Genomic DNA, 21,991 nt, shown 5'->3' with positions numbered 1-21,991 from the left:
TCGCTCCAGCCGCCCGCTCCGTAGTTGCTGTTTGCGAATCTTCCGCACATACTCGAAGCTCACCGCGTAGCGCTCGGCCAGCAGTCGCAGCGACACCCCACCCCGCGCATACGCCTCTAGAATCCGGCAGCGCAAATCGTCGGAAAATGCTCGCCCCATCGTCTCGTGTCGCAGAAAACTCGCCACTACCACTCTGCCCTATGACACTACTCCCTGGGTATAACTACCTTGGAACTGCTCTAATTACCTCTGACTTGCTATACTTGAAACAGATAAGAAAAGCCCCGGACCTCGATCCGGGGCTTTTTCATGAATGTCTTTATTTTTGAATACTTTGCGCGGAGTCCAAACTACAAGCCAAGCAAAATCAATACTTTGCAAACAGGCTAAAACCGAAGTACCGACCTAACCCATTATTTTGGAATACCTTGCACTAAAACCGGTGGAGGGGTCACTGCAGGATCGGTACCCCCGCCAGCGCGCCAGCGATCCGAGCCTTCCACTCCGCCGGACCCGTCTGGTGGACGCTCGTGCCCTCGGAGTCGACCGCAACCGTCACTGGCATATCGACCACCTCGAACTCGTAGATCGCCTCCATGCCCAGGTCGCCGAAGGCCACGAGCTTCGAGCTGCGGATCGCCTTCGAGACCAGGTAAGCAGCGCCGCCCACGGCCATCAGGTACACCGCGCCGAACTCCTCGATGGCGTCGATGGCAACCTGCCCACGCTCGGCCTTGCCGACCATGCCCAGCAGACCCGTCTGCTCCAGCATCTGCCGCGTGAACTTGTCCATGCGCGTGGCCGTCGTCGGCCCAGCCGGCCCCACCGCCTCGTCCCGAACTGCGTCGACAGGGCCGACGTAGTAGATAAACCGGTTCGTGAAATCGACCGGCAGCTTCTCGCCGCGGTTCAGCATGTCGGTCAAGCGCTTGTGCGCGGCATCGCGCCCCGTCAGCAGCTTGCCGTTCAGCAGCAGAACCTCGCCCGGCTTCCACGTCCGCACCTCGTCGCGTGTGACGGTGTCCAGATTCACCCGCCGCGCCTTCGAGGTGTCATACGTCAGCTCCGGCCAGCTCTCGAGCGCCGGAGGCTCCAGCGCCACCGGCCCTGACCCATCCAGGTGGAAGTGGGCATGCCGCGTAGCCGCGCAGTTCGGAATCATCGCAATCGGCAGATTCGCCGCGTGTGTCGGATAGTCCTTGATCTTGATGTCGAGCACGGTCGTCAGTCCGCCCAGCCCCTGCGCCCCAATGCCCAGCTGATTGATCCTGTTGTAGAGCTCGATGCGAAGCTCCTCGATCTTGTTCTGCGGCCCCCGCACGATCAGCTCCTGCATGTCGATCGGGTCCATCAGGGACTCCTTCGCCATCACCATCGCCTTCTCCGCCGTCCCGCCGATGCCGATCCCCAGCATCCCGGGCGGACACCAGCCCGCGCCCATCGTCGGCACCGTCTTCAGCACCCAGTCGACGATCGAGTCCGAAGGATTCAGCATCGCAAACCTCGACTTCGCCTCCGAGCCGCCGCCCTTGGCCGCAACCGTCACGTCGACGTCGCCACCAGGCACCATCTCGACCGAGACCACGGCCGGCGTGTTATCGCCCGTGTTCTTGCGCGAGAACGCCGGATCAGCCAGGATGCTCGCCCGCAGCTTGTTGTCCGGATGGTTGTAAGCCCGCCGCACGCCCTCATCGACCATCTGCTGCACGGTCATCAGCGGCGAGCCCGAGTTCTCCCAGCGCGCCTCCATCCCGACCTTCACAAAGGCGGTCACGATGCCGGTGTCCTGGCACACAGGCCGGTGCCCCTCGGCACACATGCGCGAGTTGATCAAAATCTGCGCCATCGCATCCTTCGCCGCCGGCGACTGCTCCAGCTCATAGGCGCGCGTAAGGTTGGTGATGAAGTCCTCAGGGTGGTAGTAGCTGATGTACTGCAGCGCATCAGCGACAGACTGGATGAAATCGGATTGCTTGATGGTGGCCATGGCACCATCATTCTAGGGTTTCTGAAGTATCGTTGTCGTGGTTGTAAGTCAGGGTGCGCGGTTATCGAAAGGAGTGAGATGGTTCCTCATCCGCGTCTTCCAGGATACAAAGAACATGACCGAACCTCGTGCCAAAACATCCTGACGCAAAGATTCGGTCTATTCCTGCGAAGAGCTACAGAGCTACTTGATGCGTCCGAAGCGATAGATCAACCCGACGTTCACGCCGAGGTTGTTCTGGATCGTTCCTCCCCACGTCGAGCCGAGGTAGAGCGGCGTTACACGAGCGGCGAAGTTCGGGTAGAAGTTGTAGTCAAGGTTCGCGCCGACCGAGAAAACGGCGCGCGTCTCTGAGGGCCAGAGACCGAGGTTCTCCGCAGGGATTCCCTTCGAGCCCGAGTCGAACTTGCCGATGCCTGCGCCTGCCGTGCCGAAGACGCTGACGGCGTACTTCTCCTTGGCATAGACGCGGTAGTTGGGGCCGGCAATGAAGGTGTACTGGGAGATCTGCGGATTATTGATGTTGTAGATCGTGTTGCCGACTTTGGCGTTGCCGTAGGCTCCGCTCGTTTCGGCAAGAATGCCCCACTTCTGCGTCTTGTACCAGGTTCCAGAGAGCCACCACGTGACCTCGTTGTTGCGCTGCAGGTCTTCGCCGGAGCGGAAGCGCAGGTAACCGCCGCCGCCGCCGACCTCCCAGCGATGGCTGTAGGTCTCCTGAATGGTGCGCTCGATGCGCGCTCTGCGGTTGGCGTTGGACTCGCGGCGCTTGCGGCGTGTGGTTTGCCCCTCGAGGTGGGTTGCTCCGCTGGCGAATAAGACTGCCATCAAAACGGCAGCGACAGACTTCACACTGAAACCGAACATCAACGATTACTCCTGCACATGCTGGGCGCTTGCTATGGTGGAACTGAAGGCGCGCCGCGGGAACTCGAACCGCGGGCCAATTCTTATTAGAACATCCCACGGCGGTTCTCTGAGCGCAGATGGGCAAAACGCGCTCAAAGGGAGCTGAGGTTCATGGCGAAGAAGAGCAGTCGCGGTGGTGGCGGCAAGGTGTTTCTGGGTTTTCTGCTGGGAGTGGCAGGCGCCGCAGGTGCAGGATATGCCTGGCTGCACTACGGCGGGAGTACGTCCGCGCTGCATGGAAAGCTTCCTTCGCTGCCAGCGGGGCTCACGGGCGAAGTTGCGAAGACTTCGCCGGAGCATGCGAAGAGAACTCCGCCGTTTGGGACGAGCGAAGACGTCTTTGAAGGCGGAGCGCACGTGTACAAGGCACGTTGCGCAAACTGTCACGGAAGCCCGAAGAGCGACGCCGCCTTCGGCAAACAGATGACTCCGCCGGCAGGGCAGTTGTGGAGACGCGGCAGAAACAGAGTGACCGATGCCAATCCAGGGGATGTCTACGCCAAGATTGCGAAGGGCGTTCCGGGCAGCGGAATGCCGGCTTATGCGCATACGTTGTCGGACACCGAGATATGGCAGGTCACGCTGCTGCTCAAGAGCGCCGGTAAGGAACTGCCCGATCCGGTGTTGAATATCCTCGACGCAAAATGACGCTCGTTAGTGCAGCGTATAGGTCACTCCGGTGATGAACTGCAGGCTGTTCTTCTTGTAGCCGAACGCCGGATTGTTCAGGTAGTTGTCCAGGAAGTTCACGCTCAGGCTGAAGCGGTGGTAGACAGGCAGCGCAAGGCCGAAGGCTCCGATCGCCGACCAGGCGTTGGTGTTGTTCCAGGACTGGATGTAGGTTCCGCTCTGCGTGAACAGAATCTTGCCAGGAAGCGTGCGTTTGTAGGCCTCGCCGAAGGTGGAACCGATCAGGTCCAGATCGGGAGTCGAGACGAGCGGCGGAGCGTATTCGGTGAAGTTCTGCCGCTCGTAGTGCACGTCTGCCTTGACGTCCAGTTGATGAACGGCGGTCTGGAGGACGGTGTAGCCGGCTCCGAAGCCGTAGATCTGCTGGAAGTCCAGCCCTTGGGAGAAGTTGTGGTCGAACATTACACCGCCGAGCAGGTAAAAGCGCGGGGTGAGGTACTTGTCGTGCTCGAAGTCAGTGTGGAAGATGTTGGTCTTCGCAACCGAATCGGGCGTTGGTGGAGTCGTCTGCGGGATCGTCGGTTGGGTCAGCTTGCCGTAGGTCTCAAGCACGTTGAGGGTCGTGCGCGTGCGCGCCGGGAGATAAGCGACCGTGGGAACCAGCCGGACGAGGGAGGCTGCGGCGGTAAACGTCTCGCCGTAGGTGCTCGACTGCAGGACCGTCACTCCGCCGGTCACCGAGCCGTCCCAGTCGCGGAAGAAACCGGGATTTTTGGTCAGCTCCCTGGTGTAGGTCTCTCCGTCGATGACGTGGCCGACGTCCTTGATTGCCATGGTCTGGGTCGTTCCGCTGGGCAGCGTTTGCGTAATCGTGCTGTCCTCGATGGTGACCGGAGCGGCAGGTCGGGGCTCGCGGGAGATCTTTTCGTCCTTTTTGAGAAGCACGAAGTTGCTGCTGGAGCGCAGCTCTTTCACCTTGTCGAGCGAGACGGTCACCTCGCCGACGACGTCACTCTTGAAGACGATGTTGCCGTCGATGCTGCGCTCAAACTGGCCGGTGAGTTGGTCGCCGTTTTTGAAGACGACGACGTCAGGCGGCGCGGCGGGTTTTTCCTGGGCGGAAGCAAGCGGGGCGAACGCGGTTGCGAGCAAGCTGAGGACCGCGAGGCGGAACACAGGGTTCCAGCGACCTCGCGAAGGGACAGGATTCTGCTTCTGCGTGGGATTTACCATTCAACAGCCTGATGGAACGAGATTTAGCTAGCTGGCCTAACGGAGCAGGGAACAGTAACTGGTTTGTTTAGATAGAACTTCCGCCGCTCCGGTTGTCAGAAGCCCCGAGACCGGCCGAGTGCTCCGTCTGTTTTTGCCGGTAAAAAGTCGGCGGCGAATTCGGACGCAAGTGGCCTGAGATGTTGGTATTTAGCTTTCGGTGCATTTTTTTCTTATCAACCTATTGCCAATCGTTATTTCGTGGGCTTAGTATGCGTTTCGGTTCGGTGCAGTTCGCTTATCGCGCACGCGCCAGAACGCAAAACCTTAGAAATGAATCATTTGCTGACCACTTTCGTATCAGTGTGAGTTACACAAACAACTACCTGCCTGGGGTGGTGACGCCCTAGCAGCGCGCAATGGAAGGGTAAAAACGATGTCATGGTATGCCTATTGCATTGCTGAGAGACAGGCCTTTCCGGAGCTTTGCCGGCATCGTCGTCCGATGCCGCTTTCCGGTATCACAGGCCTTTTCGGTAACCAAACCTTTCTCTTTCCAGCCAGCGATCTTGCGGTCATCGTCTCCGAGCACAATTCGGAAGACAATGCGCGGATGGACCAGCAAGCGCAGAAAGACCATGCACGCGTGATTGCTGACTGCTTTAAACACTCTACGGTCCTGCCTTTTCGTTTCGGCACGACGTTTGAGGACGACGATGCCCTCAGGCGCTCGGTCCGATCAAATCAACGTCACTTCCTGGCCAACGTCGAGCGGTTGCGCGGCAAGGCCGAGATGCACCTCAAGGTGCTGGTCGACGACATCTGTCCGGGCACGACTCACCGCGACATGACGGTCGGCCAGCAGTACCTGACGAGCCTGCGCGAGAGCGCGAGCCGTCAGCGCGAACGGCAGTCAAAGGCGCGGGCGCTTTCGGTGCAGATGCACCGGATGTTCCTTCCTCTGGCTGAGGAGATCACGTGCAAGCGTATGGAGTCAGGCAAGATGCTGCTCGATATCGCTCACCTGATCGACAACAAGACGATCGAACGTTACCAGAACAAGTACACGTCGGCGACCCAGCAGATGAAGGAGTGCCAGATGCAGCTCTCCGGACCCTGGCCGCCGTATCACTTCGTCCACCGGCCGAACGCACATACGCACTCGGCATAGGCGATCTCGCAAGAGGGCGGTCCCGGCATCCTTGTCCCCGGACAAGGGTGCCGGGACCGCTCTTCGGCTTTTGGGGGACCCCCATCTATCCGATAAAATTTCTATATTCAATGACTTACGTGATTTTAGCGATGCAAAATATTGAATACATGGGGTTTAGGGGTCAAAATCTTGATTCTAAAAGAGAAAGCCCCGGCTAGTGGCCGGGGTTTCCTTTTCTTGCTTGTATTGCCAGTATAACGGGCCGAGAGAAATTAATCGGCAACCTATATTTCCTTTATTTTTAGTGAGATGTCGCGTTTTGGGGCTTGACTTTATGTTTTGCTGGTGTTTTTTGAAGTGCGTGGTCGTAAGTGGTGGGCGATGAGATATTTGTGGCTGCACGGAGAAAACCCTTGCCGTCGCGCGCGGAAAGACGATCCTAGGAGGGTGCTGAAAGAGTGGCTCGCGGGGGAAAAACGCGACCTCAGCGGCTAAAGCCGCATTCGAAACAGGGCACTTAAGGGCACGGCTGAAGCCGTGCCCTTAAGCAAAACAGAGTTTTCAGCATTCTTCTGGGTGGGTATCTGGCTTATCCGTGAGACTACCTTTGCCATCGACCGCGGCATCGCACAGATGCCCGGGTGCGCGTGGTCGCTGAATTGAGGATCCCCGGTGCCTTCCGAGAGTGAAAGAGAGGACGTTCATGCTGAGGATTGACGATCGAACGATGTTGACTGCCTTAGTGTTTGCCGGAGTTTCCGTCGGGATCACCACCGGTGGGGCGATGGATGTGCGGGCCCAGGAAGCGAACCCGATGTCGCAACAGGCGCCGGCGAGCGATAACAAGATCACGAAAGAGTCCGAGGGCGTGTACCTGTACCGCGTGAAGGTGGTGCAGCGCGATCTGGATGCGGTGAACTATCTGCACCGCAGCGGATCGACGAAGCTCGCGTTCAAGGGGACGCCGCTGCTTCCGATGGCCAAGGGCGAGGCGAAGGTGATGAGTGAGCGCGGCGGCATCACGATCGAGGCGAAGTTCGAGGGGCTGACGCCGGCGAACGGGTTTGGGAAGGAGTACCTGACCTACGTTCTGTGGGCGATCACTCCCGACGGCCGGCCGAACAACCTGGGCGAGGTTCTTCCGGCTGGGACGAAGAACGAAATTACGGTGACGACGGCGCTGCAGTCGTTCGGGCTGGTCGTGACGGCGGAGCCGTACTTTTCGGTGACGCAGCCGAGCGATCTGGTGGTCCTGGAGAACCAGAGCATCGAGGACAAGACGAACGGCATGATGGAGAAGGTGAACGCGCACTACATGCTGCTGCCGCGCGGGACCTATGCGGAGACCGAAGGGTCGAAGACGGTGATGAACCCGATTACACGTGACGAGAAGCTTCCGCTGGAGCTGTACGAGGCGAACAACGCGGTGCGCATTGCCCAGCAGGCGGGCGCGGAGAAGTACGCGTCGGATATCTACAGCGAGGCGATGCTGGACCTGAAGAACGCGACCGACATTCTAGAGGGGAAGAAGCCGGACACGAAGATGGGCATTACGTATGCGCGGCAGGCGGTGCAGCGATCCGAAGACGCTCGGCTGGTGACGCTGCGTAAGCAGGCGGCGGAGCGGCAGAGGGACGCCGAGGCGCAGGCGCATCAGTCGGCGCAGCTGGCGGCTCAGGCCGAGGCGGCTGAGGCGCGAGCGGATGCGGAACGTGCCAAGGCGGAGGCTGCGGCAGCGCGCTCGCAGGCCGAGGCTGCGGCGGCGAGCAAGAGCGCGGAGAGCGCAACGGCGGCGCGTGAGCGTCTGCGGACGCAGCTGAACAGCGTTCTGGCGACGAGCGAGTCGGCGCGCGGGCTGATCGTGAACATGTCGGACGTGCTGTTCGATACGGGCAAGTACACGCTGAAGCCGGAGACGCAGATCAGCCTGGCGAAGGTCTCGGGGATTTTGCAGTCGTACCCGGGGTTGAAGCTGCAGGTGGAAGGATATACGGACAGCACGGGAAGTCCGGAGTTCAATCAGAAGCTTTCGGAGAATCGCGCCGGCGCGGTGCGGGACTTCCTGGTGACGCAGGGGGTTGCTCCGGACAACATCGCCTCGACGGGTTATGGCATGGCCAAGCCGGTGGCCGATAACAATACGGCTCAAGGAAGGGCGCTGAACCGCAGGGTGCAGCTGGTGGTCTCGGGCGATGCGATCGGCGTGCAGCAGAAGGGGCCGGACGCGGCAGAGGCGGCTCCTGCTCCTGCGGCTCCGCCGGTAACGGGGACAGCGAATCCTCCGCAGTAGTGGGCGGTTGGAGGCGCTTGAGATTCTGCGACCTCTCAAATAGAGAGGGGGCGCACCTGCGCCGGAAATTGAGGCGAGTAGGGGTAGTGTCCTATGCGGTCTTCCCGATTTTTCGCTATAAGGAAATCATGAGCGATTTGGCGGGACAGACGGTATTGGTGACGGGAGCGAGCTCCGGGATTGGCCGGGCGACGGCGTTGGCGTTTGCGCGCGAGGGAGCGCGGCTGCTAGTGTGCGCTCGGCGCGAGGAGCGGTTGAAGGAGCTGGAGGCTGAGCTGGCGAACTCGGGCGTAAACGCGGTGCAGAGCTTCGTAGTGGATGTTCAGGATCGCGAGGCAGTGAACGCTGCGATTGCGGCGCTGCCGGCGGAGTGGAGCGCGGTGGACGTTCTGGTGAACAACGCCGGGCTGAGCCGCGGGCTGGCGAAGATGTATGACGACGACTATCGAAACTGGGAGGAGATGATCGACACCAACGTGAAGGGGCTGCTGTATGTGACCCGCGCGGTGGTTCCGGGCATGGTGGAGCGCGGGCGCGGGCATGTGATCAGCCTGGGGTCGACGGCGGGCCATCAAACATACGCCAACGGCGCGGTGTACTGCGCGACGAAGGCGGCGGAGAAGGCGATCAGCGAGGGGTTGAAGCTGGACCTGATGGGGACGGCGGTGCGCGTGACGTCGATCGACCCGGGGATGGTGGAGACGGAGTTCAGCGAGGTTCGGTTTCGCGGGGACACGGAGAGGGCGGAGAAGGTGTATCAGAACATTACGCCGCTGAGGGCCGAGGATGTCGCCGATGCAATTGTGTGGGCGGCGTCGCGGCCGGCGCATGTGAACATCCACACGATCCTGATGACGTCGATCGATCAGGGGAACTCGGTGACGTTCCATCGGCACGGTTAGGCCGAGGTTCTCCGCTGTGCTCGCAGTGCCGGAGTGGAGCGACGGCGTGCGGGCGTGGGCTACAGGTGCACGGTCCAGCCGAGTTCGGCGAGCTTCTCCTCGATATCGGCGAGCGCGTAGGTCAGTGCGCTGCGGCGATGCGGGCTCGAGGTCCGCTCGGAGAGGATGCGCTCCCGCTGGAGTTCGAGCGCCTGACGGAGACGAGTTCGCTCGGGGGCTCCGGCGGGGTTCTCTTCGGAGGCGGGCTTTGGAGCGGACGCCTGTGTTTGCTGTTCTTCCACGGATTTACTCTCCCATCCACGTGACATGGGTTAATTTTACGCCGGACAGGTGAAAGGCCGATGAGTTTGTGGAACCGAAGCGCAAGAGGAACATCTGTTGAATAGGTGATGCAGGCCGTTATCCGCACATGGGAGCGATGATCGACGCTCTCGTGAAACAATGCTTACGTCCCCATCGTCATTGACTTAGGCACCGCACACAGAAGGAATCGTTATGTGGATTGTTCGACTTGCACTCCGGCGACCCTACACCTTTGTCGTCATGGCGGTGCTGATTCTCGTGCTGGGAATCGTGAGCATCGAGACGATGAGCACGGACATCTTCCCGGTGATCGACATCCCGGTGGTGACGGTAGTGTGGTCGTACTCGGGGACGAGCCCGGACGAGATGGAGAAGCGCTTCACGACGATCAGTGAGCGCGCGATGACGACGACGGTGAACGACATCGAGCACATCGAGTCGCAGTCGGTGAGCGGCATCTCGATCATCAAGATCTTCTTCCAGCCTGGAACGAAGATTGAGGCGGCGGTGGCGCAGGTGACGGCGGTCAACCAGACGATTCTGCGGGTTCTGCCTCCGGGGACCACACCCCCATTTGTGCTGCAGTTTAGCGCGTCGAATGTGCCGATTCTGCAGGCGGTCATGTCGAGCGACAAGCTGTCGGAGTCGGACCTGTACGACCTTGGGTTGCAGTTTGTCCGCACGCAACTGGCGACGGTGCAGGGTGCGCAGGTTCCGGCGCCTTATGGCGGCAAGGCGCGCCAGATCATGGTGGATCTGGATGTTGGGCAGCTGTATGCGAAGGGTCTTTCGCCGACGGATGTGGTGAATGCGCTGACGGCGCAGAACCTGATTCTTCCGGCAGGCACGGCGAAGATCGGGACGACGGACTACATTGTGCGGACGAACGCGAGTCCGCAGGTGCTGGAACAGCTGAACGATATGCCGATCAAGAGCGTGAACGGAGCGATGGTGTACATACGCGATATCGGTCACGTGCATGAAGGATTTGCGATTCAGCAGAACATCGTCCGGGTCAACGGGCAGCGGGCGGTGCTGCTGACGATCATGAAGGCGGCGTCGGCCTCGACGCTGGACATCGTGAAGCGGGTGCGGGAGCGGCTGCCGGTGATTCAGGCAGGACTGACGAAGGACCTGAAGATCGATCTGCAGTTTGATCAGTCGCTGTTTGTGCGGGCGGCGCTTGAGGGAGTGGTGAAGGAGGCGGTCATCGCGGCGAGTCTGACGGCGCTGATGATCCTGCTGTTCCTGGGAAGCTGGCGCAGCACTCTGATTGTGGCGATCTCGATTCCGTTGTCGATCCTGACCTCGATCATCGTGATGAAGTTCCTGGGGCAGACGCTGAACACGATGACGCTGGGCGGGCTGGGGCTGGCGGTCGGCATCCTGGTGGATGACGCGACGGTAGAGATCGAGAACATCCATCGCAATCTCGGGCAGGGCAAGGAGATCGAGCCGGCGATCCTGGATGGCGCGGCGCAGATTGCGGTTCCGGCATTTGTCTCGACGCTGGCGATCTGCATTGTGTTTGTGCCGGTGGTGTTTCTGTCGGGCGCGGCGAAGAGCCTGTTCACGCCGCTGGGCATGGCCGTGGTGTTTGCGATGCTGGCGAGCTATCTGCTGTCGCGAACGCTGGTTCCGACGATGGTGAAGTTCCTCCTCTCCAGCGAAGTGGAGATGTACCAGGAGCACGAGCCGGGCGAGGAGCACGCCGCGGCTCCGAAGAATGCGAACTGGATATGGAAGGTACACTTCCGCTTCAATGCGGCGTTTGAGCGTTTTCGCGTGCGCTACACCCGTGTGCTGGACTGGGTGCTGGGGCACGCGGCGGCATCCCTGGGCTGCTTCGCCGTCTTCATCGCCATCTCGGCGTGCCTGCTTCCGTACATTGGGCAGGACTTCTTCCCGGATGTGGATGCGGGAACGTTCCGACTGCATGTGCGGGCCGCACCGGGTACGCGGATCGAGGAGGTCGAGCGCATCTTCGGCCAGGTGGATGCTACGATTCGCGAGGTGATTCCGCAGAAGGAGCTTGGGCTGGTTCTGGACGACATCGGGATTCCGAACGGCAGCTTCAATCTTGCGTTCGGTGACGGCAGCCTGACGGAGGTGCAGGACGGCGAGGTTCTGGTGTCGTTGAACGAGGGTCACCGTCCGACGGTGGAGTACCGGCGTAAGCTGCGCGAGATTCTGAACAAGAGATTTCCCGATGTCACGTTTTATTTCCAGGCGTCGGACATCGTGAACCAGATCTTGAACTTCGGCCTGCCGGCGCCGATCGACATTCAGATCAGCGGGCGCGCGTTCTATCCGAACTACGAAGTCGCGAAGAAGATCCGTCAGGAGGTGGCGGGTGTTCCGGGGGCGACCGATGTTCACATCAATCAGGTGGTCTATTCTCCAGAGCTGCGAGTGAACGTGGACCGCAGCCGCGCACAGACGATTGGATTGACCGAGGGCAACGTAGCCAACAGCATGCTGTACGCGCTGGCGGGGAGCGGGCAGGCGTCACCCAACTACTGGCTGAATCCGCAGAACGGCGTGAATTATTCGGTTGTCGTCCAGACTCCGCAGTACCAGATGGATTCGATCGATAAGCTGACGAGCATTCCGGTGACGGGGACAGGCCCGGCGCGCGGCGTGGTGACGGATTCGTCGTCGCTTGCGGCACCAGGTCCGCAACTGCTCAACAATCTGGCGCGTGTGGAGCATCAGTTCAGTCCGGCAATCACGAACCACTATAACGTGCAGCCGGTCTTCGACGTGTTCGCGAGCGCACATGGACGCGACCTCGGCGGAGTTGCGCGCGACATCGACAGGATCATCGCGAAGTACCAGAAGCAGGTTCCTCCGGGAACGCAGATCACGATGCGCGGGCAGGTGAAGAGCATGCGCGAGTCCTTTACGGGCCTGGGAATGGGAATGATCTTCGCGGTGCTGCTGGTGTACCTGCTGATGGTGGTGAACTTCCAGAGCTGGCTGGACCCCTTCATCATTCTGACGGCGCTGCCCGGCGCTGCCTGCGGCATTCTATGGATGCTGTTTCTGAGCGGCACGACCTTCAGTGTGCCCTCGCTGATGGGCGCGATCATGACGGTGGGCGTGGCGACGGCGAACTCGATCCTGATGGTGACGTTTGCCAACGATCAGCGCGCAGCCGGAATGAACGCGGTGGAGGCGGCGGCCTCGGCCGGAGCGACGCGCCTGCGCCCGGTGCTGATGACGGCGTTCGCGATGATCATCGGTATGCTGCCGATGTCGCTGGGGCTGGGAGAGGGCGGCGAACAGAACGCTCCGCTGGGGCGCGCCGTGATCGGCGGCCTGATGGTTGCCACCTTTACGACGCTGCTGATCGTGCCGCTGATCTACAGCCGCCTGCGCAGCCATGAAGTCGCAAAGATGCATATGGAAGAGGTGCCCGAGTAGGTGGCACCATTGAGTGAGGACGATGACGCAATACGCCAAGGCCGATACTGACCGCTCCAGCCGCGCACCCTACGTGGGGATGACGGCATTCTTTCTGCTGCTCATCGCGATTGGAGTCATGTTCCTGATTCCGAAGCTGCGGCATCGCGACACGCTGGAGGCCGAGGCGCGAGTCGCGGCGGGCCCTCCGACGGCGCTGGTGACGAAGCTCAAGGATGGCGCGTCCGGCGGGCACATCGAGCTGCCGGCGACGGTGCAGGCGTTCGATCAGACGCCGATCTACGCGCGCACTTCAGGCTACGTGACGGCGCGGTACGTGGATATCGGCGACCGTGTGCGCAGGGGCCAGCTGCTGGCTGAGATCGACGATCCGCAGACGGCGCAGGCGCTGATGCAGGCGAGGGCCACGGTTCTGCAGCAGAAGGCCCAGCTGCAGCAGATGCTGGCCAATGCCGCGCTCTCGAAGGTGACGAACGAGCGTTGGCAGGGGCTGGTGAAGGAGGGCGTTGTCTCACAGCAGGATGCAGACCAGCGCCTGGCACAGGCCGACGCCGACACGGCGAATGTGGAAGCGGCGAAGGCGAACATCGCGGCGGGTGAGGCGAATGTGCGCTCGCTGACGGAGCAGGCCTCGTTCTCCCACGTGGTGGCGCCGTTCGACGGAGTGATTCTTTCGCGCGGCATCGACCGCGGGTCGCTGATCAGCTCGGGCAGCCAGACCGGCGTGACCGAGATGTTTACGATCGGCCAGGCGGACAGGGTGCGTGTTTTTGCGAATGTGCCTCAGGCAAGCGCGGTCGGGCTGACGAACGGCCATGTTGCACAGGTGACATTCCGTGAGCTTCCGGGCAAGGTGTATACCGGCGTGGTGGCGCGGACGAGCCAGAGCATCGATCCGAGCACACGGACGCTGCTGGTGGAGGTCGATCTGAAGAACGACGGGCGCATTCTGCCCGGCATGTACGCGACGGCGATCTTCGATCTGCCTCCTGGAGGCGCGGCGCCGGTGCTGTTGCCGGCGAACGCCCTGGTGATCCGTCTGGCAGGCCCGCAGGCTGTGGTGGTGGATGGCGATAATGTTGCCCACTTCCGCTCGATCGTGCTGGGCCGCGACCTGGGTACCGCGACCGAGATAGTCAGTGGCGTGAAGGCGGGCGACGTCGTCGTTCTGAGCCCGGGCGATGCCGTGGTCGATGGAGCGAAGGTCCAGCCGCAGATGCAGCAGTAATCCCGTTGCGTTTCATATAATAGAAATGTTGCGCACCGGGGGAGAGATCGCTGTGATCGTCGAGATCGAAGGCCTCAGGAAGGTTTACGAGGGCAAGCAGCGCGTGGTTGCCGTGGACGGCATCACCCTGAACGTGCGTCCGGGCGAGTTGTACGGGCTGCTGGGGCCGAACGGGGCAGGGAAGACGACGACGATCAGCATTGCGACGACGCGCGCTCTGCCGACCGCGGGACGGGTGCGAATCGCGGGCGTTGATGTGGTGAAGTCTCCGGCGCTGGCGCGGCGTTCAATCGGCGTGGTGCCGCAGTACAACACGCTGGACCGCGCGTGCACGGTGTATGAGAACATCCACTTCCACTGCCTGTACTTCGGATTCTCACGCGCGGACGCTACCGCGCGAACGCGACGGCTGCTGGAGCAGTTTCACCTGACCGAGCGTGCGGATGCCTATCCGGCGCAGCTCTCAGGGGGTCTTGCGCAGAGGGTGCAGATCGCGCGCGCGATCGCTCATCATCCGAAGGTACTGTTCCTGGATGAGCCGAGCGCGGGGCTTGATCCGCAGAGCCGCATCGCAATGTGGGCGGCAGTACGAAATCTGCGCCAGGAGGGCATCACGGTAGTGCTGACGACGCACTACATGGAGGAGGCCGACGAGCTGTGCGAGCGCGTCGCGATCATCGACCATGGGAAGATACTGGTGGAGGATACGCCCGCGGCGTTGAAGAGTTCGGTGGGAGCGCAGCGCGTGTATGAGCTTGACCTGCGGAGTCAGCAAGGGGTTCCGCGGCTGGTGGATGCGCTGGAGCGGAAACCGGGCATCGCCAGCGTGGAGACGACATCGAAAGGAGTGCGCGTTCTGGCTGAGGGGACCGAGGGCTTGCTGTCGGAGGTGGTGCATGCGGCGAATCCCTACGGCCTGCGCGATCTGACGATTACGGAGACCAGCCTGGAGACGGTCTTCATCCGCCTTACGGGACGCGAGCTTCGGGAGTAGCGAGAGATATGGCAGATTTGGCAACCATCGAAGCCGCGACTCCGGCTCCCGCGTCGGCGGGCAGTTCGAAGACGACGCAGTATGCGCGCGCCTTCGCGGGACTGTTTCTGCGCGACCTGCACGTGCTGCGGCGCGAGCTTTTTCCGTTCGTGATTCGCGTGTGCATGAACCCGCTGCTGTTTCTGTTTGTGTTCACGTTCATCATGCCGCACATGAGCGGGGGCGCGGCGATGAATCCGACGGCAGCGATGGCGGGGGGAAACTTCAGCACGGTGCTGCTGCCGGGGCTGATGGCGGTGGCGATCATGTTCAGCGGCATTGCTGCGGTTGCGCTTCCGCTGGCGCAGGAGTTCGGCGTGACGCGCGAGATCGACGACCGCGTGATGTGTCCGCTGCCGGTGGCTGCGATTGCGATCGAGAAGATATCCTTCTCGGCGATGCAGAGCATCATCGCTGCGGCGGTGGTCTTCCCGCTGGCGTACTACATTCCCACGACGCCGGTGGTGGCGCACGTCACCAACTGGCCGTACCTGATCACAGTGCTTGTGCTCGCCAGCCTGACCTCGGGCGCGCTGGGGTTGACGATCGGCACCAGCGTGAAGCCGCAGCAGATCGGCCTGATCTTCGGCGTGGTGGTGATGCCGATCACGTTTCTAGGCTGCGTCTACTATCCGTGGGCGGCGCTCGATCGCATCAAGTGGCTGCAGATGGGCGTGATGGTGAACCCGATCGTGTACATGAGCGAGGGACTGCGCTCGGCGCTGACGCCGATGCCGCATATGGATCCGGCGCTGATCCTGGGAATGCTGGTCTTCTTCCTGGTGCTGCTGACGTGGCTCGGAATCAGGGGCTTTTTCCGCCGGGTGATCGGCTAGGCGGTCAATCGAAGGCTGCGGCGGAGACGCTCTTCGCCTGCAGGTCGGCGGCGATCTGCTTGCCGTGGAAGCGTCCGTTCTCGATGAAGATCTCGTTGGTGCGCTCGCCGGCGACGACGACTCCGGCGAGGTAGATGCCGGGGACGTTGCTCTCGAGCGTTGCTGGATCGCAGACTGGGCAGCGGTCGTTGTCCTCGTCGAGTTTGACGCCGAGCGCCTCGAGGAACTCGAAGTCGGGCCGATAGCCGGTGAGCGCGAAGACGAAGTGATTGGGCAGCGTGCGCTCGCCTTCGGGCGTGCGGAGCGTGACCTCGTCTTCGGTGATTCGCTCGAGGGTGGTTGAGAAGAAGGCCGTGATCTCGCTGTTCTTTATGCGGTTGTTGATGTCGGGCAGGATCCAGTACTTGACGTGGCGGTGCATCTCGGAGCCGCGGTGGACGAGCGTGACGCGCGCGCCGTGGCGCCAGAGGTCGAGCGCAGCGATGGCCGCGGAGTTTTTGCCGCCGACGACGAGGACGTCGAGCCCGAAGTAGGGGTGCGGGTCGTGGTAGTAGTGGAAGACCTTGCTGAGGTTCTCGCCGGGGATGTTGAGGTAGTTCGGCAGATCATAGTAGCCGGTGGCGATGACGAGCTTGCGGGCGCGATGCGCGAGCGGACGTCCGAAGCGGTCGACGGTGTGGACGGTGAAGTTGCCATCAGCGCCGGTCACGCGTTCGACGGTCTCGTACTGGCGTACATCGAGGCGGTAGTGCTCGGCGACCTTGCGGTAGTACTCGAGCGCTTCATCGCGGTTCGGCTTCTGATTGGGGCTGGGGAAGGGCATGTCGCCGATCTCCAGCAGCTCCGGCGTCGTGAAGAAGATCATGTTCGACGGGTAGTGAAAGAGCGAGTTGCAGAGGCAGCCCTTGTCGACGAGCACGGCCTTGAAGCCCGCGCGCTGGGCCTCGATGGCACAGGCGAGACCTGTCGGGCCTGCGCCGATGACCAGCAAATCTGTAAGGGTTTCCGTGTGGGATGCGTGCTCGCTCATACCTCCATCTTAACGGAATGGCTGCCGCCGGCCCGAAATGCATGCTGCCGCGAGCCGGACTAGCTGTCGAGCGTGACGAGCTTGTGAGCGATAGCGAAGAGTGCGAGTTCGAGCCGCGTGGAGACGCCGGTCTTGTCGAAGATGTTCGAGAGATGACGCTTCACGGTCTCTTCGCTGATGGCAAACTGCTTGGCGACGTCCTTGTTGCTGCATCCCTCGACGATGCAGGTGACGACCTCGAGCTCGCGCGGAGTGAGACCGTAGGTCTTCTTCTCCGGCGCGGCGGCGGCCTGCTTCATCAGCTCGTTGAGCGCGGCCACCAGGTTGACGACGCGCTCGCCGCCGATCCAGTAGTCGCCGGAGAGCACGGCGCGCATGGACTTGGAGAGGTCGCCGGCGACGGCATCCTTCAGCACAATGCCGCGTGCGCCGATCTGCAGCGCTTCGATGATCTGCTGGGTGGAGATGGTGCTGGTGAGCATGATGATCTTGACGCGTGGCGACTTGCTCATGATGGCGCGCAGGGCCTCGAGGCCGGGCAGCCGCGGCATCTGCACGTCGAGCAGAAGGATGTCGGGCTCAAGCTCAAGGGTCTCGGTGATGGCGACGTCGCCGTCCTCAGCCTCGCCGACGACCTGGAATCCGGGCTCGCTCTCCAGCATGTTCTTTACGCCAAACCGAACGACAGGATGGTCGTCAGCGACGACGACACGAATAGACGCTACTCCAGTGGGGGCGATGTCGGCCTTCTTTACGGATTCCTTCATGCGTGGCTTCTCCTTGCGACCTCGGCAGCGGAGCTCGGGTCCGGTACAGTTTTGCGTGCGATCAGCATACGCCGGAGCCGATCACAGGCCAGAAGGAATTCATTGAGCGTAGCTACATAATTAGCAGGTATCCCATTGTTTTCCGAGGTGGTTGCAAGAGTTTGCAGTTCGATGGCTCCCACCATTCCGGTGCCTCCCTTGATGGCGTGGGCCTCGCGGCGATAGGTCGCGTCGTCTCCGCGCGCTGCGGCGTCTCGCATCGCAGCCAAGCGCCCCCTTACATCGGTAAGGCACAGGTTATAGAGTTGGGCGAGCGGCTCCGGCCGCATGGACTCCGCAAGCATCCTGTATACATTCTGATCGAGTACGGTTACATTCTGGCGAACCGGTTCCTCTGGAGGCGAAGGGATGCCCTGGAGTGCAGCGGCCAGGGCCTCGGCCGAGAAGGGCTTCAGAAGAAAGGCGTCGTAGCCGTCGGCGTCTCCGCCTGAGGAAACGCTTGCGCTGATGGCGATGAGACGAGCACCGCCGCAGACTTCGCGGAGGCGATGGGCGAGCGAGCTGCCTCGAGTTCCGGGCATCTGCAGATCAACAAGGACGGCGTCGGGCGAGGCGATGCCTTGCACGCCGAGGGCTTCGAGCGCGGCGTCGCCGGACTCTGCGGCGTCGACGGCGTAGCCTTCGCGCAGGAGCAGAAGCGTGAGTAGTTCGCGGCTCAGCGCGTCATCGTCGATCACGAGGATGCGGAACGGCAGCTTGTTGGGCATGTGGGCAAAGAGTAACAGAGAGCGCCCAGGTTTTCGATGTCACGGGCCCTGTGCAGGCGGTACAGTAGACTTCATGGGCTCGGAGGACGTTCCCCAGCAACCGCAGCGTGGTGCCGAAGACGCCGGAGTCGCAGCGGAGGTCCGTCTGCTGGTAGCGCGTGTCGATGCTCTGGAGCGTGAGCTTGCAGCGATGCGGGCTGCCGCACCCGCTCCGGCTGCTCCGCCTCCACGGCCGGCGGCTACTGCGGAGGCTCCCTCGAAGGCAGGTAGTGAGGATGGCATGGCAGGGCCCGTTCCGCTGCCTCCTGCGCCGCCGGTTGCGATTGCGGACGCGCGGCCCTCGTCGTCGCTGGAGAGCCGCCTGGGCGCGCAGGTATTCAACCGCATCGGCATCGTCGCCGTGCTCTTCGGGGCGGCGCTGTTTTTGAAGCTCGCCATCGACAACCACTGGATCGGGCCGGTCGGCCGCATCCTGATCGGGCTGGCGGCGGGCGCGGGACTTGTCCTCTGGTCGGAGCGATTCCGCCGCAAGGGCTTTCCTGCATTCTCCTACTCGCTGAAGGCGATCGGCACCGGTGTGTTGTACCTGTCGCTGTGGGCGGCGTTTCAGCTCTACCATCTGCTGCCTGCGGAGGCCGCGCTGGGCGGCATGATCCTGGTGACGGCGTGGAACGCCTACATGGCGTGGGTGCAGGACGCCGAACTGCTGGCCGCCTACGCCCTGGTGGGCGGACTGGCTACGCCTCTGCTGCTGTCGACCGGAGGCAACCACGAGATCTTTCTCTTCACCTATCTGCTGGCGATCGACGTCGCGACCGTTGTGCTTGTTCGAATGAAGCCGTGGCAGCGGTTGTTGCTGGGGGCATTTCCCATCACGGTGGGGTACTTCATCGGCTGGTACTCGAAGTTCTACGAGGAGCCGGCGTTCGCGGTGACGACGATCTTCGTCGGCCTGTTCTTCGTCGTCTTTGCCAGCGTGCCGCTCGGACTCGCGACGAAGAAGGGCGAGGCTGCTGCAGCGCGAATGCGTTCGTTCGGCCATGTGTTGACCGAGATCCTGCTGCCGCTTGGCAGTGCGGCGTTTGTCTCGCTGGCGCTTTACTCTGTGATGCAGGACTCCGGCCGCCACTGGTTTTTGCCCTGGCTGATGCTGATCCTTGCGGCGGTTTATCTGCTGATCATGCGAATGCCGCAGGGCCCGGTTTCCGCAGCGATGCATCTGTCGCTGGCGGTGGTTTTTCTGACGATTGCGATTCCGCTGAAGGCGTCGGGCCACTGGATTACCGTGGCGTGGCTGGTGGAGGGCGTCTCGCTGCTGTGGGTGGCGGTGCGCGTCGCGAGGTCGCACGCAGATGGCGCGGCAGGGTCGTCATCTGCAAATCCCAGCAGAGTGCTGCGCTGGCTCTCTGCGGGCTCGTTTGTGCTGGGGCTGGGCGGGGTGATCGCGATGCCGATCTGGTTCGGCGCGGGAGTGGTGGATTCGATCTTCAACCATAGTGTTGCGACCGCTCTGATTGGCGCGGCGGCGTTCGGCGCATCGGTGTGGCTGGCGTTGCGCACACGGCGCGTGGATCGCGCGTCGTGGCCGGCGTGGTCGCAGTTCGCCTTCATCGCGATGATTGCGGCGAATGTGGTCGCAATGCTGCTCAGCCTGCGAGAGATTCTGACGTCGCGCTATGGCATTCAGCCGCATGCGGCGTTTGTGAGCGCGGACTTCGGCATGGCGTTGATCGGCATCGCTCTACTGGCGGGTGTGGCATACGCTTCGCTTCGCATCGCGCTCGGTGATGAGACGACGCTGCTGTGGGCGCAGCTCTCCGGGGGCACCCTGATTGCGATCAACGTCGTGGCTCTGCTCACAGGTGTCCGCGAAATCGAAGCGCTATGGCCGGTGACGTCATCCAATCCCGACGCACAGCTTCAGCAGGCGCTCGCTGTCTCGGCGTTTCTGATGGTCTACGGAGCTATTCTGCTGGCTGTCGGATTCTGGAAGCGAACTGCATTCATCCGCTGGCAGGCGCTTATCCTGCTGGTCTTCACGATCGGGAAGACGTTCGTGTACGACATGCGCAATCTCAGCCAGGGCTATCGCGTGGTCAGTTTTCTCGGGCTCGGTGCGTTGCTGATGGCCGTCAGCTTTGCCTATCAGAAGGACTGGCTCGCTCTGCGCGAACCGCGATCGGTGCAGGACGCGAAACCTCTGCACGAGGCAGGACCGGACCGGTGAAGCTTCTCCTCCCCCTCCTCGCGCTCATGTTCTGGCAGGCAGGCGCGCGTGATGTCTCGGTCGAGACCGCAGAGCGCCAGTACTTTCGCTATCAGCGCTCGGTTGTCCCCACGGAGACAGGACAGAACTGCGCGGTCCTCGATGCTGCTGTGTTCGCTCACGGGTCGGCGGCGCTCAAGGACGTGCGACTGTTTCCGCAGACGGCTGTGGCGCGCGAGATCCCCTATGCCATCACGCTCAGCGAGCCCGCGCAGCCGGACGCCGAGCCTGCACGTGTGCTCAATCTCGGGCTACGCGGGCGCACGATCACCTTCGATCTCGCGATGCCTCAGCGTCCCTATACCGAGGTGGTGCTCGATCTTGCAGGCAGGGACTTTATCGCCGCGGCGACGGTGATGGGCGAGAAAGCTCCCGGCTCAGACGGAACGCGGCTGGGCGAGTTCACGCTCTTCGACCTGACGACCCAGCACCTCTCACGCAGCACGACGCTTCCGCTTGAGGAGTCCAGCTTTCCGTACCTGCATGTTGAGCTGAACGTTTCTCCAGCGCCGGGAACGGCGGGGCCGAAGATCTCGCCGCAGATGGTGCGCGGAGTCTCGGTGCCGCCCAGCCGTGAGGCGCAGACGCTGTTCGCGCTGGCCGCGGAGACGAAGACGATCACGCAGCGCGGCCGCCAGACCGTCGCACGTTTCACGCTGCCGGAGCGTGTACCGGTGGAGCGCATTACCTTCGTGCTCGCACCGGAGTTCAAAGGCAACTTCAGCCGCGATGTCGTGATCACCGATCACGCACAGGGAACGCCCGCTTCGGCAGGGGAGACGATCTACGGCACGATCCTTCGGGTGCGGCTCAACCAGGCTGGTCGTGAGATTCGCCAGCAGCAGCTGAGCGTTCCTGCAACTCTGGGGTCGAACCTGCAGAGCGCTGCGGAGGTCGAGGTCGCGGTGAACAACGGCGACGATCAGCCGCTGCCCATCACTGCGGTGCGGCTGGAGATGCGCGAACGCAGGCTCTGCTTCGATGCCAGGGCGCTCGCTCCAGTCACGCTGTTTTACGGAGACGCTGCGCTGGCTGCGCCGCTGTACGACTATGCGCGAACCTTCTCGGCTGCTGGAGCGGTTCACACCGCGCAGATGGGACCCGAGCAGCAGAACCCCGTCTACACTCTGCGACCGGACATGCGCGCGTTGACGGAGCGGCATCCGGAGCTGGTCTGGGTTATCTTTCTGGCGGTGATCTGCGTGCTTGCGGTCATCGCGATCCGCTCCACACGGCATCTGTCGCGCTAGCC

Annotated in this window: 18 protein-coding genes; 10 read left to right on the top strand and 8 right to left on the bottom strand. The window is 62.1% G+C overall.

The features are described 5' to 3' along the window. The 3 genes from Q363_RS40215 to Q363_RS06530 form a co-directional block, all read right to left on the bottom strand. The coding region (locus Q363_RS40215; protein WP_211256126.1) for a hypothetical protein at positions 1-186 on the bottom strand (186 nt) is incomplete at its 3' end. Positions 187-451: 265 nt separating this feature from the next. Continuing rightward, on the bottom strand, positions 452-1,987 hold the full coding sequence (locus tag Q363_RS06535; RefSeq protein WP_035348778.1) for a fumarate hydratase: 1,536 nt from the start codon (positions 1,985-1,987) through the stop codon (positions 452-454). A 183-nt stretch (positions 1,988-2,170) separates the two neighbouring features. Further along, complete coding sequence (locus Q363_RS06530) at positions 2,171-2,854, bottom strand: outer membrane protein (protein WP_035348776.1); 684 nt, start codon at positions 2,852-2,854, stop codon at positions 2,171-2,173. Between the two features lie 153 nt (positions 2,855-3,007). Between Q363_RS06530 and Q363_RS06525 the strand changes: the two genes are divergently transcribed. Continuing rightward, complete coding sequence (locus Q363_RS06525) at positions 3,008-3,544, top strand: c-type cytochrome (RefSeq protein ID WP_035348774.1); 537 nt, start codon at positions 3,008-3,010, stop codon at positions 3,542-3,544. Positions 3,545-3,550: 6 nt separating this feature from the next. On the opposite strand, the gene Q363_RS06520 is transcribed toward Q363_RS06525, so the two are convergent. Next, positions 3,551-4,759 carry a DUF481 domain-containing protein gene (locus tag Q363_RS06520; RefSeq protein WP_084080082.1) on the bottom strand — a complete coding sequence of 403 codons (1,209 nt, stop codon included), beginning with the start codon at positions 4,757-4,759 and terminating at the stop codon, positions 3,551-3,553. 415 nt (positions 4,760-5,174) lie between these two features. Here Q363_RS06520 and Q363_RS06515 point away from each other — a divergent pair, with 415 nt between their 5' ends. The 3 genes from Q363_RS06515 (at position 5,175) to Q363_RS06505 (ending at position 9,083) form a co-directional block, all read left to right on the top strand. Next, positions 5,175-5,909, top strand: coding sequence for a GvpL/GvpF family gas vesicle protein (locus tag Q363_RS06515; RefSeq protein WP_035348772.1), 735 nt, complete (start codon positions 5,175-5,177; stop codon positions 5,907-5,909). A gap of 685 nt (positions 5,910-6,594) precedes the next feature. After that, complete coding sequence (locus Q363_RS06510; protein WP_051978456.1) at positions 6,595-8,181, top strand: OmpA family protein; 1,587 nt, start codon at positions 6,595-6,597, stop codon at positions 8,179-8,181. Between the two features lie 128 nt (positions 8,182-8,309). After that, positions 8,310-9,083, top strand: coding sequence for an SDR family NAD(P)-dependent oxidoreductase (locus Q363_RS06505; RefSeq protein ID WP_035348839.1), 774 nt, complete (start codon positions 8,310-8,312; stop codon positions 9,081-9,083). A 59-nt stretch (positions 9,084-9,142) separates the two neighbouring features. Here the strand turns inward: Q363_RS06505 and Q363_RS06500 are convergent, their stop codons facing one another. Then, entirely contained in the window at positions 9,143-9,364 is a 222-nt protein-coding gene (locus tag Q363_RS06500; RefSeq protein WP_035348769.1) for a hypothetical protein, read from the bottom strand. Positions 9,365-9,578: 214 nt separating this feature from the next. Here Q363_RS06500 and Q363_RS06495 point away from each other — a divergent pair, with 214 nt between their 5' ends. Genes Q363_RS06495 through Q363_RS06480 form a run of 4 tightly spaced genes read left to right on the top strand, consistent with a single transcriptional unit; the run spans position 9,579 to position 15,909 of the window. Then, complete coding sequence (locus Q363_RS06495; protein WP_035348767.1) at positions 9,579-12,812, top strand: efflux RND transporter permease subunit; 3,234 nt, start codon at positions 9,579-9,581, stop codon at positions 12,810-12,812. A 22-nt stretch (positions 12,813-12,834) separates the two neighbouring features. Further along, entirely contained in the window at positions 12,835-14,040 is a 1,206-nt protein-coding gene (locus tag Q363_RS06490) for an efflux RND transporter periplasmic adaptor subunit (protein WP_035348766.1), read from the top strand. A 25-nt stretch (positions 14,041-14,065) separates the two neighbouring features. Continuing rightward, a complete protein-coding gene (locus tag Q363_RS06485) occupies positions 14,066-15,034 on the top strand; it encodes an ABC transporter ATP-binding protein (protein ID WP_035348764.1) in 969 nt (322 codons plus the stop codon). 8 nt (positions 15,035-15,042) lie between these two features. Next, positions 15,043-15,909 carry an ABC transporter permease gene (locus Q363_RS06480; RefSeq protein WP_035348763.1) on the top strand — a complete coding sequence of 289 codons (867 nt, stop codon included), beginning with the start codon at positions 15,043-15,045 and terminating at the stop codon, positions 15,907-15,909. A 4-nt stretch (positions 15,910-15,913) separates the two neighbouring features. On the opposite strand, the gene Q363_RS06475 is transcribed toward Q363_RS06480, so the two are convergent. The 3 genes from Q363_RS06475 to Q363_RS40210 are packed head-to-tail and all read right to left on the bottom strand — an operon-like array spanning position 15,914 to position 18,473. After that, a complete protein-coding gene (locus tag Q363_RS06475; RefSeq protein ID WP_035348761.1) occupies positions 15,914-16,939 on the bottom strand; it encodes a YpdA family putative bacillithiol disulfide reductase in 1,026 nt (341 codons plus the stop codon). A gap of 59 nt (positions 16,940-16,998) precedes the next feature. Beyond that, positions 16,999-17,706, bottom strand: a complete 708-nt coding sequence (locus tag Q363_RS06470) for a response regulator (RefSeq protein ID WP_051978455.1) — start codon at positions 17,704-17,706, stop codon at positions 16,999-17,001. Beyond that, positions 17,703-18,473 (bottom strand): response regulator, encoded by a 771-nt coding sequence (locus tag Q363_RS40210; protein ID WP_035348759.1) that lies wholly within the window; start codon positions 18,471-18,473, stop codon positions 17,703-17,705. The genes Q363_RS06470 and Q363_RS40210 overlap by 4 nt, the downstream gene beginning before the upstream one ends. Positions 18,474-18,546: 73 nt before the next feature. Here Q363_RS40210 and Q363_RS06460 point away from each other — a divergent pair, with 73 nt between their 5' ends. After that, entirely contained in the window at positions 18,547-20,700 is a 2,154-nt protein-coding gene (locus Q363_RS06460; protein WP_035348758.1) for a DUF2339 domain-containing protein, read from the top strand. Continuing rightward, complete coding sequence (locus tag Q363_RS06455; RefSeq protein WP_035348757.1) at positions 20,697-21,989, top strand: DUF3999 family protein; 1,293 nt, start codon at positions 20,697-20,699, stop codon at positions 21,987-21,989. Before Q363_RS06460 ends, Q363_RS06455 begins: the two co-directional genes overlap by 4 nt. The last annotated feature ends 2 nt before the right edge of the window (positions 21,990-21,991 follow it).

This window comes from Edaphobacter aggregans DSM 19364, from assembly GCF_000745965.1.
GTDB classification, from domain to species: Bacteria; Acidobacteriota; Terriglobia; order Terriglobales; family Acidobacteriaceae; genus Edaphobacter; species Edaphobacter aggregans.
The sequence above is the reverse complement of the archived record's forward strand: the minus strand, read 5'-3'. Positions and strand labels throughout refer to the sequence as shown.

Coding starts and splice junctions, on each gene's coding strand:
- Q363_RS06515 (WP_035348772.1), top strand. CDS start 5,175: ATGTCATGGTATGCCTATTGCATTGCTGAGAGACAGGCCTTTCCGGAG.
- Q363_RS06535 (WP_035348778.1), bottom strand. CDS start 1,987: ATGGCCACCATCAAGCAATCCGATTTCATCCAGTCTGTCGCTGATGCG.
- Q363_RS06510 (WP_051978456.1), top strand. CDS start 6,595: ATGCTGAGGATTGACGATCGAACGATGTTGACTGCCTTAGTGTTTGCC.
- Q363_RS06505 (WP_035348839.1), top strand. CDS start 8,310: ATGAGCGATTTGGCGGGACAGACGGTATTGGTGACGGGAGCGAGCTCC.
- Q363_RS06495 (WP_035348767.1), top strand. CDS start 9,579: ATGTGGATTGTTCGACTTGCACTCCGGCGACCCTACACCTTTGTCGTC.
- Q363_RS06475 (WP_035348761.1), bottom strand. CDS start 16,939: ATGAGCGAGCACGCATCCCACACGGAAACCCTTACAGATTTGCTGGTC.
- Q363_RS06460 (WP_035348758.1), top strand. CDS start 18,547: ATGGGCTCGGAGGACGTTCCCCAGCAACCGCAGCGTGGTGCCGAAGAC.
- Q363_RS06525 (WP_035348774.1), top strand. CDS start 3,008: ATGGCGAAGAAGAGCAGTCGCGGTGGTGGCGGCAAGGTGTTTCTGGGT.
- Q363_RS06485 (WP_035348764.1), top strand. CDS start 14,066: ATGTTGCGCACCGGGGGAGAGATCGCTGTGATCGTCGAGATCGAAGGC.
- Q363_RS06530 (WP_035348776.1), bottom strand. CDS start 2,854: ATGTTCGGTTTCAGTGTGAAGTCTGTCGCTGCCGTTTTGATGGCAGTC.
- Q363_RS06490 (WP_035348766.1), top strand. CDS start 12,835: ATGACGCAATACGCCAAGGCCGATACTGACCGCTCCAGCCGCGCACCC.
- Q363_RS06480 (WP_035348763.1), top strand. CDS start 15,043: ATGGCAGATTTGGCAACCATCGAAGCCGCGACTCCGGCTCCCGCGTCG.
- Q363_RS40210 (WP_035348759.1), bottom strand. CDS start 18,473: ATGCCCAACAAGCTGCCGTTCCGCATCCTCGTGATCGACGATGACGCG.
- Q363_RS06520 (WP_084080082.1), bottom strand. CDS start 4,759: ATGGTAAATCCCACGCAGAAGCAGAATCCTGTCCCTTCGCGAGGTCGC.
- Q363_RS06470 (WP_051978455.1), bottom strand. CDS start 17,706: ATGAAGGAATCCGTAAAGAAGGCCGACATCGCCCCCACTGGAGTAGCG.